General features: G+C 68.7%; 13 protein-coding genes. 2 read left to right on the top strand and 11 right to left on the bottom strand.

From position 1 onward, the window contains the following. Positions 1-43: 43 nt before the first annotated feature. On the bottom strand, positions 44-1,801 hold the full coding sequence (locus ACFVH2_RS10595) for an ABC transporter ATP-binding protein (protein WP_378425678.1): 1,758 nt from the start codon (positions 1,799-1,801) through the stop codon (positions 44-46). Beyond that, positions 1,798-3,519, bottom strand: a complete 1,722-nt coding sequence (locus ACFVH2_RS10590; RefSeq protein ID WP_378425680.1) for an ABC transporter ATP-binding protein — start codon at positions 3,517-3,519, stop codon at positions 1,798-1,800. The genes ACFVH2_RS10595 and ACFVH2_RS10590 overlap by 4 nt, the downstream gene beginning before the upstream one ends. 136 nt (positions 3,520-3,655) lie before the next feature. Between ACFVH2_RS10590 and ACFVH2_RS10585 the strand changes: the two genes are divergently transcribed. Further along, positions 3,656-3,829 (top strand): hypothetical protein, encoded by a 174-nt coding sequence (locus tag ACFVH2_RS10585; protein ID WP_181762798.1) that lies wholly within the window; start codon positions 3,656-3,658, stop codon positions 3,827-3,829. 70 nt (positions 3,830-3,899) lie between these two features. Continuing rightward, complete coding sequence (locus ACFVH2_RS10580; protein ID WP_378425683.1) at positions 3,900-5,360, top strand: trehalose-6-phosphate synthase; 1,461 nt, start codon at positions 3,900-3,902, stop codon at positions 5,358-5,360. Positions 5,361-5,433: 73 nt separating this feature from the next. On the opposite strand, the gene ACFVH2_RS10575 is transcribed toward ACFVH2_RS10580, so the two are convergent. From ACFVH2_RS10575 to ACFVH2_RS10535, 9 genes are all read right to left on the bottom strand, one after another. Next, a complete protein-coding gene (locus ACFVH2_RS10575) occupies positions 5,434-6,057 on the bottom strand; it encodes a h domain protein (protein WP_378425685.1) in 624 nt (207 codons plus the stop codon). After that, positions 6,054-6,761 carry a hypothetical protein gene (locus ACFVH2_RS10570; protein ID WP_378425687.1) on the bottom strand — a complete coding sequence of 236 codons (708 nt, stop codon included), beginning with the start codon at positions 6,759-6,761 and terminating at the stop codon, positions 6,054-6,056. The genes ACFVH2_RS10575 and ACFVH2_RS10570 overlap by 4 nt, the downstream gene beginning before the upstream one ends. Before the next feature lie 74 nt (positions 6,762-6,835). Further along, complete coding sequence (locus ACFVH2_RS10565) at positions 6,836-8,254, bottom strand: MCE family protein (protein ID WP_378425689.1); 1,419 nt, start codon at positions 8,252-8,254, stop codon at positions 6,836-6,838. Beyond that, positions 8,251-9,486, bottom strand: coding sequence for an MCE family protein (locus ACFVH2_RS10560; protein WP_378425691.1), 1,236 nt, complete (start codon positions 9,484-9,486; stop codon positions 8,251-8,253). The genes ACFVH2_RS10565 and ACFVH2_RS10560 overlap by 4 nt, the downstream gene beginning before the upstream one ends. After that, entirely contained in the window at positions 9,483-10,754 is a 1,272-nt protein-coding gene (locus ACFVH2_RS10555; protein WP_378425693.1) for an MCE family protein, read from the bottom strand. Before ACFVH2_RS10555 ends, ACFVH2_RS10560 begins: the two co-directional genes overlap by 4 nt. 8 nt (positions 10,755-10,762) lie before the next feature. Next, positions 10,763-11,818, bottom strand: a complete 1,056-nt coding sequence (locus tag ACFVH2_RS10550) for an MCE family protein (protein ID WP_378425695.1) — start codon at positions 11,816-11,818, stop codon at positions 10,763-10,765. Beyond that, positions 11,815-12,843, bottom strand: coding sequence for an MCE family protein (locus tag ACFVH2_RS10545; protein ID WP_378425696.1), 1,029 nt, complete (start codon positions 12,841-12,843; stop codon positions 11,815-11,817). The genes ACFVH2_RS10550 and ACFVH2_RS10545 overlap by 4 nt, the downstream gene beginning before the upstream one ends. Then, positions 12,843-14,024, bottom strand: a complete 1,182-nt coding sequence (locus ACFVH2_RS10540) for an MCE family protein (RefSeq protein WP_378425698.1) — start codon at positions 14,022-14,024, stop codon at positions 12,843-12,845. The genes ACFVH2_RS10545 and ACFVH2_RS10540 overlap by 1 nt, the downstream gene beginning before the upstream one ends. A 5-nt stretch (positions 14,025-14,029) precedes the next feature. Further along, positions 14,030-14,881, bottom strand: coding sequence for an MlaE family ABC transporter permease (locus tag ACFVH2_RS10535; protein WP_378425700.1), 852 nt, complete (start codon positions 14,879-14,881; stop codon positions 14,030-14,032). Position 14,882 lies beyond the last annotated feature (1 nt).

Here is a 14,882-nt window from a genome sequence, read left to right as displayed (position 1 = left end):
CCGCGCGCCATCCCTGTGCCACGACCCGCTCGAACGTCTCCGGTCAGCGGCCCTCCCACGCCGCCCACAACTGTGCATATCGCCCCTGCGCCGCGACGAGGTCCGCATGGGTGCCGCTCTCGACCACCTCGCCGTGCTCGAGCACGAGCACCCGGTCGGCGGTCGCGGCCTGGGTCAGCCGGTGCGCGACCACCAACGCGGTGCGCCCACGGGTCGCGGCGGCCGCGGCGACCTCCAGGTCGCGGGCACCGGCACTGCCCGCCTCCGCCGTCGCCTCGTCGAGCACGACCACCGGCGGGTCGGCCAGCACCAGCCGCGCGAGCGCCAACTGCTGGGCCTGTGCGGCCGTGAGTGGGTGGCCGCCCTCCCCCACCACGGTGTCGAGCCCGTCGTCGAGCGCGCGCACCCACTCCAGGGCGCCGACCGTCGCCAGGGCCGCGTCGGCGTCCGGCACACTCGCCGACGGCCGGGCCAGGCGCAGGTCCTCGATCAGCGGACCGGCGAACACGTGCACCTCCTGGCTGACGATCACCACCTGCCCGCGCAGGCCGTCGCCCAGGTCCGCGAGCGGCACACCGCCGATCGTGACGGCGCCGGCGGTCGGGACGATCGAACCCGCCGCGACGGCCGCGACGGTGGTCTTGCCGGCGCCGGTCGACCCGACCAGCGCCACCCGCTCGCCGGGTGCGACGCGAAGGTCGATGCCGCGCAACACCTCCCGGTCACCGTCGTAGCTGTGCCGGATTCCGGACAGTCGCAGCTCCGCGGTCGCGGGCACCGCGCCGGACGCCTCGGTACACGGCGCCGGGATGTTCACCACGCCGACCAGTCGGGCCAGACTCGCACCGGCGGACTGGATCTCGTTGAAGGTGTACATCAGCATGCCGATCGGGTTGAAGAGACGGTGGAACAGCAGCGCCGCGGCGGTCGTCTCGCCGACCGTCGCCAACTCTCCCTTCACCAACACGAACCCGACCACCAGGATCGCCGACAGCCCGACGAACTCCGCCCGGTTGCCTCGGCCCGCGAACCGGGTGAACAGGGTGAACACCCCGGTCGCGATGTCACGGGCACGCCCGGAGGCCTGGTCGATCTCGGCCAGGTGCGGCTCCTCGAGCCCGTAGGCGCGGACCGTGCGGGCGCCGGTCATGCTGGCGATCAGCGACTGGGACCGATCCCCCATGGCGACCCGCTCCGCCGCGAACATCGGTCCGGACCGCGGCAGGTACCAGTGCAGGGCCAGCGCGTACATCGGCAGGGCGACCGCCCCGGCCAGACCGAGGCGCCAGTCGATGCCGAGCATCGCGACCATGCTGAGCCCGACCAACAGCACCGCCGAGACCAGGTTCGGCACCACCTCGGACACCGCCTTGCCGATCACGGACACGTCGTCGCCGACCCGGGAGAGCAAGTCGCCCTTGCCGACTCGCTCGACGGTGGCGACGGGCAGGGTCAGGGCCCGCTCGACCGTCCGCTCGCGCAGCCGGGCGAGCAGGCTCTCGCCGAGCCTGCTGATCAGCACCGAACCCCAGCCCGCGAACACGCCGCCCACGATCGCGGCGACGGTGATCACCACGACCACGCCGACGATCGCGGACACGGGCTCGTGGGCGCGGACCTGGTCGACCAGAACGCCGAACACGTAGATCGGCACCAGGGACACCGCGGCACCGACCAGGCCGACGGCGACCGTCGCCGCGGTCAGCCCTCGGGCTCGGCCGAACTCGGCGCGCAGCCAGGCCCAGCTCTCCCGCGCCGACGCGATCGGCAGGCGGACGACAGCATTCGCCGGCGCACTCATCGCAGCACGACCTTCCGGTAGTTCTCGTCGGCCGCGGCGAGTTCGCCGTGCGTGCCCTCGCCCGCGACGCGACCGTCGTCGAGCACGACCACCCGGTCCGCGACCGACAGCAGCGCCGGGCTGCTGGTGATCAGCACGGTGGTGTGCACCCGCGGCCCGTCCGGCGCGTGACGCAGTCGCGAGATGCCTTCCGCGATGGCCTGTTCGGTCACCGCGTCGACGGCGGTGGTGGGATCGTGCAGCACGAGCACCGGCGCCTGCGCGAGCAGAGCCCGAGCCAGCGCGACCCGCTGCCGTTGCCCGCCGGACAGGCTCGAGCCGCGGTCGGTCACGGCGAGGTCCAGTCCGTGCGGGTGGGAGCCGACGACGTCCGCGGCGGCGGAGGCCTCCAGTGCCAGGCGCACGGCCGCCGGGTCCGCGTCGGGCCTCCCGGCCGCCACGTTCGAGCCGACGGTGCCGGCGAACAGGTCTGCGTGATGCGGCTCGACCAGCAGCGCCCGGCGGGCCTGCGCGAGGTCGAGTTCGGCCAGGCCCGCGCCGCCGACGGTGACCTGACCGCGGTAGTCCTCGGGCGGGACGTGCCCGGACAGCAACTGCGCGAGCGCCTCCGCGTCCTGCGGGCCGTGCGCGAGCACCCCGAGCAGCTCCCCCGGCTCCGCGCGCATGGACAGCCCGCGTAGCGAGCGATAGTGCACGTCGGCGAGCTCGAGGTCGGTGGTGGCGGGCAGCGGATGCGAGCCGGCGGGCACCAGCGGCTCCGCGTCGAGCACCAGGGCGAGGCGGTCCGCCGACGCGCGGGCGTTCGCGACGTACCCGGGCACCCGCGCGAGCATCCCGAGCGGCTCGATGACGAACTGCGAGAGCCCGACCACGGTGATCAGCTCGCCCACGGTGATTCGGCCCTCCAGCGCAAGGGCGCCGGCGAATCCCGCCACGCCGACCGCCAGCAGCGCGCTGACCGTCACCGACACGCCGAGGAAGGCTCCGGAGGTCCGGGCGGCCCGCAGGGTGGCGTCGAGGGCCCGCCCGCTGACCTCGCGGTAGCGCCGCGTCGCCTCGGCCTCGGCCCCGATCCCCCGCAACGGCCGCAGCCCGGCGACCAGGTCGGTCGCCATGCCCGACGCGCGGGCGGTCGCCTCCTGCTGCGCGGTGGCACGCCGGGTGATCAGCGGGGCCACCAGCTGCATCAGCCCCAGGATCACCGGGGTACCCAGCAGGACCGCCAGGCCGAGCGGGACGTCGATGAGCAGCAACGTGACCGCCGACGCGACCACGCCGGTCAGTGCAGCGACGATCCGCGGCAGCACGTCGAGGATCCACGCCTCGCGCTCCGCGTCGGAGGTAGCGACGGTGAGCAGTTCACCCGAGCGCAGATCGGTGCGGACGCCGCGCGGATGCAGGATCCGACCGGCCACCTCCACCCGCAGCAGGTGCGCCTCGCTCTGCATGGCGGCGACGATCAGCCGGGCGCCGGTGCGCCACGCGGCGGTGAGCACCAGAAACAGTGCGCCCAGGCCCGCCACCGACCACAGCAGGGCCCCCGTCGCCCCGGTGGTGACCGCCCGACCGACGATCACGCCGATCGCGATCGGCACCGCGGTCTCGGCGAGCTGGTGCACGACCATCAGTACCGTGCCCACGGCCAGCCTGCGGCGGTGCCTGCCGAGCGTGCGACGCAGGATTGCGCCGCCGTCGATGCGGGTGGGTGTGCGCCCCATCCGACCCCCCTCGTCTCGTTAAGTTAGCGAACCCTAACCGACGGGGAACTGGCGCAGAACAGCCCGGTTCTCCTAGAGTCGCTCAGACGAACGACAAGCTGCACATTCCGCAGCTCGCCTGGGAGGAACCAGCACCATGGCCACCGACACCACCACCGAGAACGACATCGCCGACGAGGAGCTCGAACCGGTCGCCGACGAGACCGCACGTCAGGCTCAGCGCGTCGTCGCCGCGTATGCGGAAGACGCCGACGAATGCCGGATGCTGCTGTCTATGCTGGGCATCGGCCCCTCGGCCAAGATCGACTAGCTCGCCGCTTCCGTCAGCTCCGCAGGCTCTGGGCTGACGGATCCCGCGGCCCCCGACCTGAAGGAAGACAGTGGGCTCTGCCGCCTCGGAGTTTGTCGTCGTCGCCAATCGGCTGCCCGTCGACCTGGAGAAACTCCCCGACGGCAGCACCCGATGGAAGCGCAGTCCGGGCGGCCTGGTCACCGCGCTCGAACCCATCCTTCGCGGCAAGAGCGGCGCCTGGGTCGGTTGGCCCGGGGTGCCGGACACCGACCTCGGCCCCATCGTCGAGGACGGCATCGAGCTGCATCCCGTCCGGCTCAGCGCGCAGGAAGTCGCGGACTACTACGAGGGCTTCTCCAACGCCACCCTGTGGCCCCTCTACCACGACGTCATCGTCAAACCGGTCTACGACCGCAGCTGGTGGAACGCCTACGTCGAGGTGAACCGGCGCTTCGCCGAGGCTGCCTCGGAGGCCGCCGCCGAGGGCGCCACCGTCTGGATCCAGGACTACCAGCTGCAGCTGGTACCGAAGATGCTGCGCATGCTGCGGCCCGACCTGACGATCGGATTCTTCCTGCACATCCCGTTCCCACCGGTCGAGCTGTTCATGCAGATGCCGTGGCGGACCGAGATCGTCGAGGGCCTGCTCGGTGCGGACCTGATCGGATTCCACCTGCCCGGCGGCGCGCAGAACTTCCTGTACCTGGCGCGGCGACTGGCCGGCCAGCCGACCTCGCGCGGCAATGTCGGTGTCCGATCCAAGCTGGGCGTGGTCCAGGTCGGCTTCCGCAACGTCCGGGTGGGCGCCTTCCCGATCTCGATCGACTCCGGCAAGCTCGACGAGCTCTCGCGCACCAAGGCCGTCCGCGACCGCGCCAAGCAGATCCGCAAGGAGCTCGGCAACCCGCGCAAGATCATGCTCGGGGTGGACCGGCTGGACTACACCAAGGGCATCGACGTGCGGCTCAACGCCATTCGCGAGCTGCTCGAGGAGGGCCGGCTCGACCCGGCCGACAACGTGATGGTCCAGCTCGCCACCCCGAGCCGCGAGCGGGTCGAAAGCTACATCCAGATGCGCGGCGACATCGAACAGCAGGTCGGCCGGATCAACGGCGAGTTCGGTCAGGTCGGACGGCCGGTGGTCCACTACCTGCACCGGCCGATCGCGCGGGAGGAACTGGTCGCGTTCTTCGTCGCCGCCGACGTCATGCTGGTGACCCCGCTGCGCGACGGCATGAACCTGGTCGCCAAGGAGTACGTGGCCTGCCGCAGCGACCTCGGAGGGGCACTGTTGCTGTCCGAGTTCACCGGTGCCGCAGCGGAACTGCGTCAGGCCTACCTGACCAACCCGCACGACCTGGACGGCGTCAAGGACAGCATGGTCGAGGCACTCGAGCAGGATCGCGAACAGGGCCGGCGACGGATGCGCGCGCTGCGCCGGCAGGTCCTCGCGCACGACGTGGACCGCTGGGCCAAGTCGTTCCTCGCCGCGCTCGCCCGCGACTCCGTCGCCGGGGCAGCCCTGCTCGGCGACGAAATCAAGGCCTGAGCCGAAACGACGAGGGGCGCGGCCTACCGGGTTCTCCCCGGGGCCGCGCCCCTTCTTCTGCTTCGTCTGCCTGCTACACCGGCGTCAGCCGCGCGGTGAGCCAGCGATCGCCGTCCTTGTGCATCTCCATCCGCACGCGACTACCGGTCGTCGCGGCCTCCGGCGCATCCGAACTCGTGGTGATTTGGTTCAGGTACAGCAGCACCACCGCGTCGTCCGGAGTCGCGGAGACGGGCGCGCCCGCCTGCACGGTCACCTGGACGGTGAGCTTCTTCTCCTTGGCACCCGGGGCGATCGTCTCCTGCACCAGCTTGGTGTAGTCGTCCTTGAACGAACCGGTGAGACCGTCTGCGGCTGCGGCGAGCTGCTCGTCGACCTTGTTGTAGTCGTACGACAGCATCGCCTTCGCCTGGTCTCCCGCGGCCTGCACCGCATCGACCCGAGCCTGCTCGGTCGCGACGTCCTGCCGGTGGCCCCAGTACAGCCAGCCGACGCCGCCGGCCAGCGCCAGGACGAGCACGCCCGCGATCGCCGCCAGCGCGATGCGCAGCGGATCACGCCGACCGCTCGACGGTGCCGCGGCGTCCTCGACGGCACCGCCCTCGACGACCGCCTCCTCTACCGCGTTCTCCTCGGCCGCAACGGGATCCACGTCAGTGGGCTCGGTCGGCTTCCCCGACTTCTCGTCTTCGCTCATGGCACAAACTCCACCCTCGACGCCGTCATGATCCCGCCGTCGTCCGTGACCGTCACCCGCATCCGGAAGTCGCGCGGGCCGTTCTGCGTGTTGTCGGGGGTACTGACGTCGGCGCGCGCCGCGACGAGAACCTTTGCGGTATTTCCGTCTTCGCTCTGGATCCCCGATTCGATGATCTTGCCGACGGTGGTGACCCCGGCCTCCTTGACGACGCTGACGAAGGGGTCCTGGCGGCCGTCGAACTCGGACTTGAACTCGCCGCTCGCGCCCGCGAGGATGCGGTCGACGTCTTCCTTGGCGGTGTCCGGCTTGATGGTGGTCAGGTTGAGCACCGTCTGCCGGGCGACCTGGTCGAACTGGCCACGCTTGGCGTCGCGCTCGTTGGCGGAGTTCCGATCGATCAGCAGCACGATCCCCGCGACCACGAGTGCCACCACCAGCACTGCGAAGCCACCGATCGCGGCGAGTCGGCGCCAGTTGCGTGCCGCCTTCGGCTGGGACGTCTCGGCAGCGGGTTCCGAGTCGCTCGTGTCCTCGTCGGCGTCCGGAATCTCGGTAGCCGCATCCGGCTCACCCTTGGCGAGGTCGACCTTCGGCGTCGCGTCAGCCGAGGCACCCGCTTCCGGGGCTGCCGCTTTCGGCTCCGCGACAACCGCGTCGGCCGTCGTCGCCGCGGCCACGACCGCCTTCTCGACTGTCTCCACCGCCGGACCGTCCTTGGCCGGTCCGGCGCTTCGACTCGCGCGCCTGCGCGTGGCTGCCTCTTTCTTCGCGGGCGTCAGCCCTGCTGACGTGTCATCATCGTCTGCCACGTCGAATCCTCTCTCGGCTTACCCCCCGTAGCCAGCGCGGGCTGGGAGTACAGGCGACCGTCGGTCCCCGTGTATTTGCCCGTGGTCGGGTCGTACGGTCGTGCCGTGGCTGGCACGGCGGACGTTCCCTGGTAGGAGCTGGGAACGGTCGTGTACGAGGGTACAGACGGATCCTTGACGCCGCCGTTGGGCGGGTTGTTGCCCAGCGGTACGTAGCCTTCCGGACTCTTGCATTCCTGGACCGTCGCCGCGCGCTTGCCGGGGAACTCCATGCACGGCGAGTTGCGCGCACCGCGCACGGTCGTCGGATCGTTCTGCGCAACCCTGCAGAACATGCCGGCAGGCGTATCCGGCGTGTCCACGGCGCTGCCCGGACGCCACTGATCCGCGGGAAGGAAGCCGGTGGTGCACGGCGGCGGATCGTTCACCTCTGCGGCGAAGTTCACCATGCCCCCCTCGTCGCGGGGCCCCTTCAGTGCCATCGTCATCAGCGCCGCGGTGATCGGCGGGTACAGCACCAGCACCTGCTCGATGCTCTTGTTGTAGATCACGCCGACCTCGCCGACGCTGACCAGATTGGTCAGTAGCAACGGCAGCGTCGGCTGCAGCCCCTGGAAGAGTTCGTTCGCCTCCTGCGCCGCGTCGGGACCCTTCTCGAGCAGGTTCCTGATCTGAGGGTCGCTGGCGCGCAGCTGATTCGAGAAGGTAACCAGGTCCCGGGTCCAGGATCGGATCGCGTCGCTGCTCACCACCTGGGTGTCGAGCAGTGGGCCGGCCTGGTCGATCAGCGTCTTGGTCGCGTCGACGTTCTTGTTGGCCTCCTGGATGAACAGGCGCGCCGAGTCGATCAGCCGCTGCAGATCGGGTCCGGCGCCGTTGAACGCCTTGAACGCCTCGTCCACCACGAGACGCAACTGGGTGTTCGAGATGCTCTTCACCAGCGTGTCGGCCTGGTCCAGCATGGAGCCGACATCGGTCGGAACCGCCGACCTGTCGAGCGGAATCACGTCGCCGTCCGACAGATACGGCTCGGCGTCGGTACGCGGGATCAGGTCCACGTACTGCTCACCGATGGCCGAGACGCTCTTGACCGTCGCGTCCACGTCGGCCGGGATGTCGTAGCTGCTGTCGATGGACAGTTTGGCGTCCACGCCGGTGTCGGTGAGTACGACCTCGTCGACGGTGCCGATATTGGTGCCGCGGTACGCCACGTTCGCGTGCGGATACAGCCCACCGGTCGACGGCAACTGCACCGTGACGTCGTAGCGGCCGATCCCGAACAGCGCGGGCAACCGGACGTACTGGGTGGCCATCACCACCAGACCGATCACGGTCAGGATCGAGAAGATGATCAACTGAGCGCGGACGAACTTCGTGAGCATCATGGCTTGGGCGCTCCTAGCTGCGGCAGTCCCGGAATCTGCGGGAGCTGCGGTAGACCCGGAATCACCGGTGCGGCGGCCGGTTTCGGCTCGGCAGTGGGCTTCGGGGCAGGACTCTGCAGTGGGTTCGAGGCCTGTCCGGCGATGCCCGCCGTCCTGCCCAGCGCGCCCTCGACGCCGCCGAGTGTGCCGCCGAGTCCGGTTCCGGTCAGGAAGTTCGTGTCCAGCCGCTTGTTGGTCAGGTCGACGGTCATCATCAGGTTCGCGTAGTCACCGCGTACCACCTGGTCCAGATTCTTCATCGGGAACGGGTAGGTGAGCATGATCGTCAGCGAGTTGGTGAGCGCGCTGCCGGTGCCCGCCAGCTGGTTCAGCAGCGGTGTCAACGACTTCAGGTTCGCCTTGAGATCGTCGCCGCTCTGGTTGATCACCCGCGTCGCCGTGTCACTGAAATTGCCTAGTGCGACAAGGGCATTGGTGATGTTCTGCCGCTGTCCCGTGAGCACCTCCAAGGCGGGCGGGATGCCCTCGAGAGCCGCGGTCAGGGTGGCGCTCTGCTGGTTCACGGTGCCCGCCAGCCGATCGATGCCCTCCATTGCGGAGACGATCTCGCCACGCTGGCGGTCGAGGCTGCCGACCAGGTTGTCGAGCTGCGGCAGCAGGTCGCGCACCGACTCGGCGCGGCCGTCGAGGGCCGAGTTCAGTTCGGTGGTGATGTCGTTGAGTTGGGCGAGCCCGCCGCCGTTGAGCACCACCGACAGCGAGGACAGCGTCTGCTCGGTGGTCGGGTAGGCCCCGGCACGCTCGAGCGGAATGACGTCCCCGTCCTTCAGCGTGCCCTGGGGCGCGATCCCGATCGGCGGCGCGAGTTCGAGGTGCTGCGAGCCGAGCAGGCTGGTCTGACCGATCTTCGCGGTGGCGTTCGCGGGCAACTTGACGTCCGGGTTCAGCGACACCGTCACCAGCGCGTGCCAGTCCTGCACCTCGATGCCGGACACGGTCCCGACCGTCACGTCGTTGACGCGCACCGGCGAGTTCTGCGACAGGGTCGTCACATTGGGCATCTCGATCTCGACCGTGTACGAGCCGTCCTGGTTTCCCTGGGTACCGGGCAAAGGAATCGAGTTGAGCCCGTTCCACTCGCATCCCGTCAGGGTGAGAGTGAGGCCGACGGCAACGGCCACGACCGCACCGCGGCGGCGAATCGACCTGGTGTTCCTGGATCTGGGGGTCATCGACCGCCTCCCGGCTTGAGCAGTGCCCCGAGGTCCTTGGGCACGGTGACGGTGGGCATCGCCGCGAGCGGTCCCGAGTACGACTTCGACGCGGCGGCCGGCGCCTGGTTCGCCAGGCTCGGCGGGCTGTACGCGATCTGGCCGGGCAACGCGTCCACGCCGACGGCCGGATTGGTCATGAAGCCCGGGTAGTTCACGGCCACCGAGTTCAGCACCGGACCGAGGTACTCCTTGCACAGGTCCGCCGACCGGCCGGAATCGTTGGTCTCGAGGCCTTGGATCATGCCGCAGATGGCGTTGATCGGATTGCCCGTGTTGTTCAGCGCGATGGCACCCGCCACCGAACCCGAGGCCGGCCGGTAGATGTTGTTGAAGTTCGCGAGCGCGTTCGGCGCAATGTGCAGGACCTGCTCGAGCTCCGGGCGCTTGCGCGCCAGCACTTCGGTCGCGTCGGCGAGCCGGCCGACCTGCTCCGTCAGCGCGTCCCGGTTCTCGCTGACGAACCGCTGCACGTCACCCATCGCCAGGTCCAGATCGCCCAGGGCCTTGCCCAGCTCGTCCGAGTTCTCCGCCAGCAGCGACGACACCGACGCCAGACGCCCGCCGAACTGCACGATCTGCTGGTTGCTCGCGGACAACGCGGTCACGAACGTCTGCAGGTTCCGAATCGTCCCGAACAGGTCGGTGCGCCCGTCCGAGAGCGTCTTCATCGTGTCGGAGAGCTCACGCAGGGTCGCGCGCAGCGCGTCACCGTTGCCGTCGAGGTTGGCCGCAGCGGTGTCGATGAAGGTGCCGAGCGAACCCTGGTCGGCCGCGCCCTGCGGGCCCAGCGCATCGGAGAGCTTGGTCAGTTCGGTCTTGATCTCGTCCCACTCCACCGGAACCGCGGTGCGCTCCACCGGGATCGAGGCACCGTCACTCATCGCCTCGCCACCGGAATACACCGGGGTCAGCTGAATGAAGCGAGCCGCGACGAGGCTCGGCGCCACGATGATCGCCTTCGCATCGGCCGGAATCTCCACGGAGCGGTCGACATTCATGACCACCTTGGCGTTGTCGCCGGACGGGTCGATGCTCTCGATCTTGCCGACCTTCACGCCGAGCACCCGCACGTCGTCACCCGCATACAGTCCCGTCGTGGACGGGAAGTATGCGGTGACCGTGGTCTTGCCGAGCCCGGGGAACAGGAAGAAAGCCCCCGCGACCAGTGCCGCGACGAGCACGGCGGCAATGCCGCCGCGCAGCAGCCATGTGTTTCGGTTCGTCATCTGGGCACTCATCGGTTCGGGTCCACCAGCTCGGTCTTCAGGGGCGGGAAGTTAGCCAGGTCCTTCGGCACGTGCTCGGGCCAGGTCAACGAGTCGGTGAACGTCTGGGTCAGCTGACCGACGCTGAAGTTCGCCACGTACGCCATGAAGAACGGTCCGCTACCGACGGTTTCACCGAGCGCGGTCGCGTACGGCCCGAGGCCGTCGAGCGCCTTGCCGATGTTGTCCTTGTTCTTCTGCAGGATGCCGACCACCGAGTTGAGCTTGTCCAGGGTGGGTTTCATCTGCTGCTCGTTGTCCTGGACGAGGCCGGTCAGCTGCCGCGACACGTACGAGATGTTGGTGATGAGCTGACTGATGGCAGCCCGCCGGCGGTCGAGTTCGCCGAGCAGCTGATTGCCGTCGACGATCAGCGAGTTGATCTGTCCGCTGCGGTCCGCGAGGATCTTCGTCACGCTCTCGGCCCGCGAGAGCAGGTCCCGCACGCTCTGGTCGCGGTTGTTGATGCTCTGCGAGAGCCGGCTGATGCCGTCCAGCGCGGACCGGAGCTCCGGCGGGGTGTTCGCCAACGCCCCGGACATCGCGTTGAGCGAATCGTTCAACTGCTTCGTGTTCAGCTCGGAGACGGTATTCGTCAGGTCACCGAGGGCATCGTTGAGCGAGTACGGAGAGTTGGTGCGGTCCAACGGGATCACGCCACCGGCCCGCATCGCACCGGAACCCTCCGGGGTGACCTGCAGCGACTTGCGGCCGAGGATCGTATTGGTCTTGATGTCCGCCCGCGTGCTGTCGCCGAGGCCGATGCCCTCGTTCATGGAGAACGTGACGAGCACCTTCTGGTCGTCGAGGTCGACCTTGTCCACCTTGCCGACGTTGACGCCGGCGACGGTGACGTAGTCGCCGGTGAGCAGCCCACCGGCGTCCTCGAAGTAGGCCTGGTACCGCGCTCCGCCCGAGAGGAACGGCAGCTTGTCGTACTGCAGGCCGGCAAGGACCAGGGAGGCCGCGACGACGATCCCGATGATGCCGATCTGTACTGGATTTCTTGCCTCGCGATGGCTCATGGCAGCGGTGCACACCTCCCGGTGGTCTGGGTCGGGGTCGTGGGCAGAGCCACCTTGAGGTCCTTGCCGTCCGGCCCGGAGAACTTCATCGTGACGGAGCATGTGTAGAACTGGAAGACGCTGCCGTAGGTGCCGACGCGGATCAGCTGCTTGTAGGTCTTCGGCAGCCGTTCGAGCACCCAGTTGATGGTGTCCTGACCCTCGTCGAGCTGGTTCGCGACGCGGCCGGCCTCGGCGATCGTGGACTGCAGGTCGGGCCGGGCACCCTCGAGCAGCTGCGCCAGATCACCGGTGGCGGTGGCGATCTTGGGGATCGCGTTGCCGATCGGGTCGCTGTCCTTTGCCAGCCCGCTCACCAGTTGCTGGAGCTGATCGATGGTGGTCGAGAACTGGTCGCCCTTGTCGTTGATCGTCTTGAGCGTCGTGTTGAGGTTGGTGATCACGTCGCCGATCAGCTTGTCGCGGTCGGCGAGGGTCGAGGTGAACGAGCTGGTGCTGCCCAGCAGCGAGACGAGCGTCCCGCCCTGACCCTGGAACACCTGCACCAGCGCGCCGGTGAGGTCGTTGACCTGCTTGGGGTCGAGACCGCGCAGCAGCGGCTTGAACCCGCCGAGCAGCAGGTCCAGATCCAGCGCCGGCGAGGTCTGCGACTGCGGAATGGTGCCACCGTCGCCGAGGGACTCCGCGGAACCGGCGCCCTCGAGCAGCTCGAGGTAGCGGTCGCCGACCAGGTTCTCGTAGCGGACCGTCGCCTTCGTGCTCTGCAGCAGTGGGTACTTGGTGTCGACGGTGAAGTCGACCTCCGCGAGATTGTCGGCGCCGACCGTGACGCTCTTGACCGAACCGACGGGGACGCCCGCGATGCGGACCTTCTCGCCTGCCTTGAGCCCGGACGCGCTGGTGAACTCGGCGCGGTAGCCGTCGGAGCTGCTGAACCGGAACTGACTGAAGACGACCGCCAGTCCGGCGAAGATCAGCACCATCACGGTGGTGAAGGCGAGCAGCTTGATCGTGGTCGGGCGCATCACTTCTGTCCTCCCTGCGGCGCGACGCCCGCGTACAGCCACTGGAACATCTTGGGCACGTTCACTGCGGTCTTCGTCGACGGGACGTACGGGACCGTTCCGGTGTCGGCGACGACGAACTTGGCGTTGCCGTCCCGCTTCGGATCGAAGTCCGGCAGACCCCAGCAGTTGGGACCACCGGAGGCGTTCACCTTCGGCAGGTCCTTCGGGTAGGTGTACGGAGCCGATCCGGGCACGAAACTCGTACTCAAGGCGACACCGGGCTGCAGACCACCGAAGATGTCGTTCGCCGCCGGGAGCGTCTTGTCCAGGCCGGTGAGCAGACATGCGATGCTCGGCGAGTACTCGGCGAGCAGCGCCGTCGTCGGCTTCAGCAGCGACAGCGACTTCGTCAGGTTCGCCTCGTTCGTCGTGAGCACGTCGTTGGCGGTGTTCGCCAGCCCGGTCACGTTCATCAGTAGCAGGTTCAGGTTCGCCTGCTCCTCGACGATGGAACCGCTGGTCGCGGTGGCGTTGTCGAGCAGCTTCATCAGGTTCGGCGTGACGTCCGCGTAGGTGTTGGTCACCGTGGCGGCGGCGTCGAGGTCCTGCTGCAGTTGCGGCAGCGTCGGGTTCATCGTCTTCAGGTACGAGTCACTGTCCTCGAGCAGCTGGCCGAGCTCCTCGCCACGACCGTGCAGGGCCGACGAGATCGCGCCGAGCGTGGCGTTGAGCTTCTCCGGCTCGATCTGCTGCAGCAGGGTCGACAGGTGCTGGAACAGGGTGTTGAACTCGACCGTCACCGAGGACGCCTCGATGTTCGAGCCCGGGGTGAGCGACGTCGACGACGGCTGGTCGGGCACGACGAAGTTGACGTACTTCGCGCCGAACACGGTGGTGGACTTGATCTCCACCTTCGCGTTCGACGGGATCAGGTGCAGCATCGAGGGATCCATGGCCAGATTCAGCTGGGCCTGGCCGTCTTCCTCCTCGATCGAGGCGACCTTGCCCACCTGAACGCCGCGCAGCTTGACCTTCGCGTCGCGATCCATCACAAGGCCGGACCGCTGCGCGGTCACGGTGACCGGTTCGGTGTCGGTGAAGCCGCCCGCGAACATGGTCAGCGCGACAACCACAACGGCAACCAGGCTTCCCACGAGCACCAGCGCCGCGATCTTCTTCTTCCACGTGGATTCGGTCATGCGCGCTATCCCGAGAGGTTGAAGTTGCCGGACCCGCCGTAGATGGCGAGTGAGAGGAGCAGGGTCACCGTCACGACGGCGATCAGCGAGGCGCGCACCGCGTTACCAACGGCCACGCCCACGCCGACCGGGCCGCCGCTGGCGTTGAACCCGTAGTAGGTGTGGATGAGCATGACGGCCAGAGCCATCAGGATTGCCTGACCGAACGACCACAGGATGTCGGTCGGCATCAGGAAGGTCGAGAAGTAGTGGTCGTAGACGCCCGACGACTGTCCGTAGATGACGACGGTGGCGAAGCGGCTCGCGACGAACGACGCGACGACGGCCAGCGAGTACAGCGGGACGATCGCGATCATGCCGGCCATGACACGGGTGCTGACCAGGTACGGGATCGACGGGATCGCCATCACCTCGAGGGCGTCGATCTCCTCGGAGACGCGCATCGCGCCGAGCTGTGCCGTCGAGCCGGCGCCGATCGTCGCGGCGAGGCCGATGCCCGCGATGACCGGGGCGGCGATGCGCACGTTGATGAACGCGGCGAAGAAGCCGGTGAGAGCCTCGACGCCGATGTTGCCGAGCGAGCTGTAGCCCTGGACGGCGATGGTGCCGCCGGCGAACAGCGTGAGGAAGCCGACGATCACGACGGTACCGCCGATGACGGCGAGCGCCCCCGTGCCCATGCTGATCTCGGCGATCAGCCGGATCGTTTCCTTGCGGTAGTGGACGACGGCCCTGGGCGCCGCCGCGAGGGCGCGCCCGTAGAACAGCGCGTGGTCACCGATCTTGTCGATGGACTGGGAGATCTTGCCGACGCTGCGTCGGGTGCCACGGAATCGTCCGGTCAGTGCGAGTGCCATC

It is taken from the genome of Rhodococcus sp. NPDC127527 (assembly GCF_042672245.1).
In the GTDB taxonomy this organism is placed as follows: Bacteria; Actinomycetota; Actinomycetes; order Mycobacteriales; family Mycobacteriaceae; genus Rhodococcus_G.
This window is presented reverse-complemented; position numbering and strand designations above follow the sequence as displayed.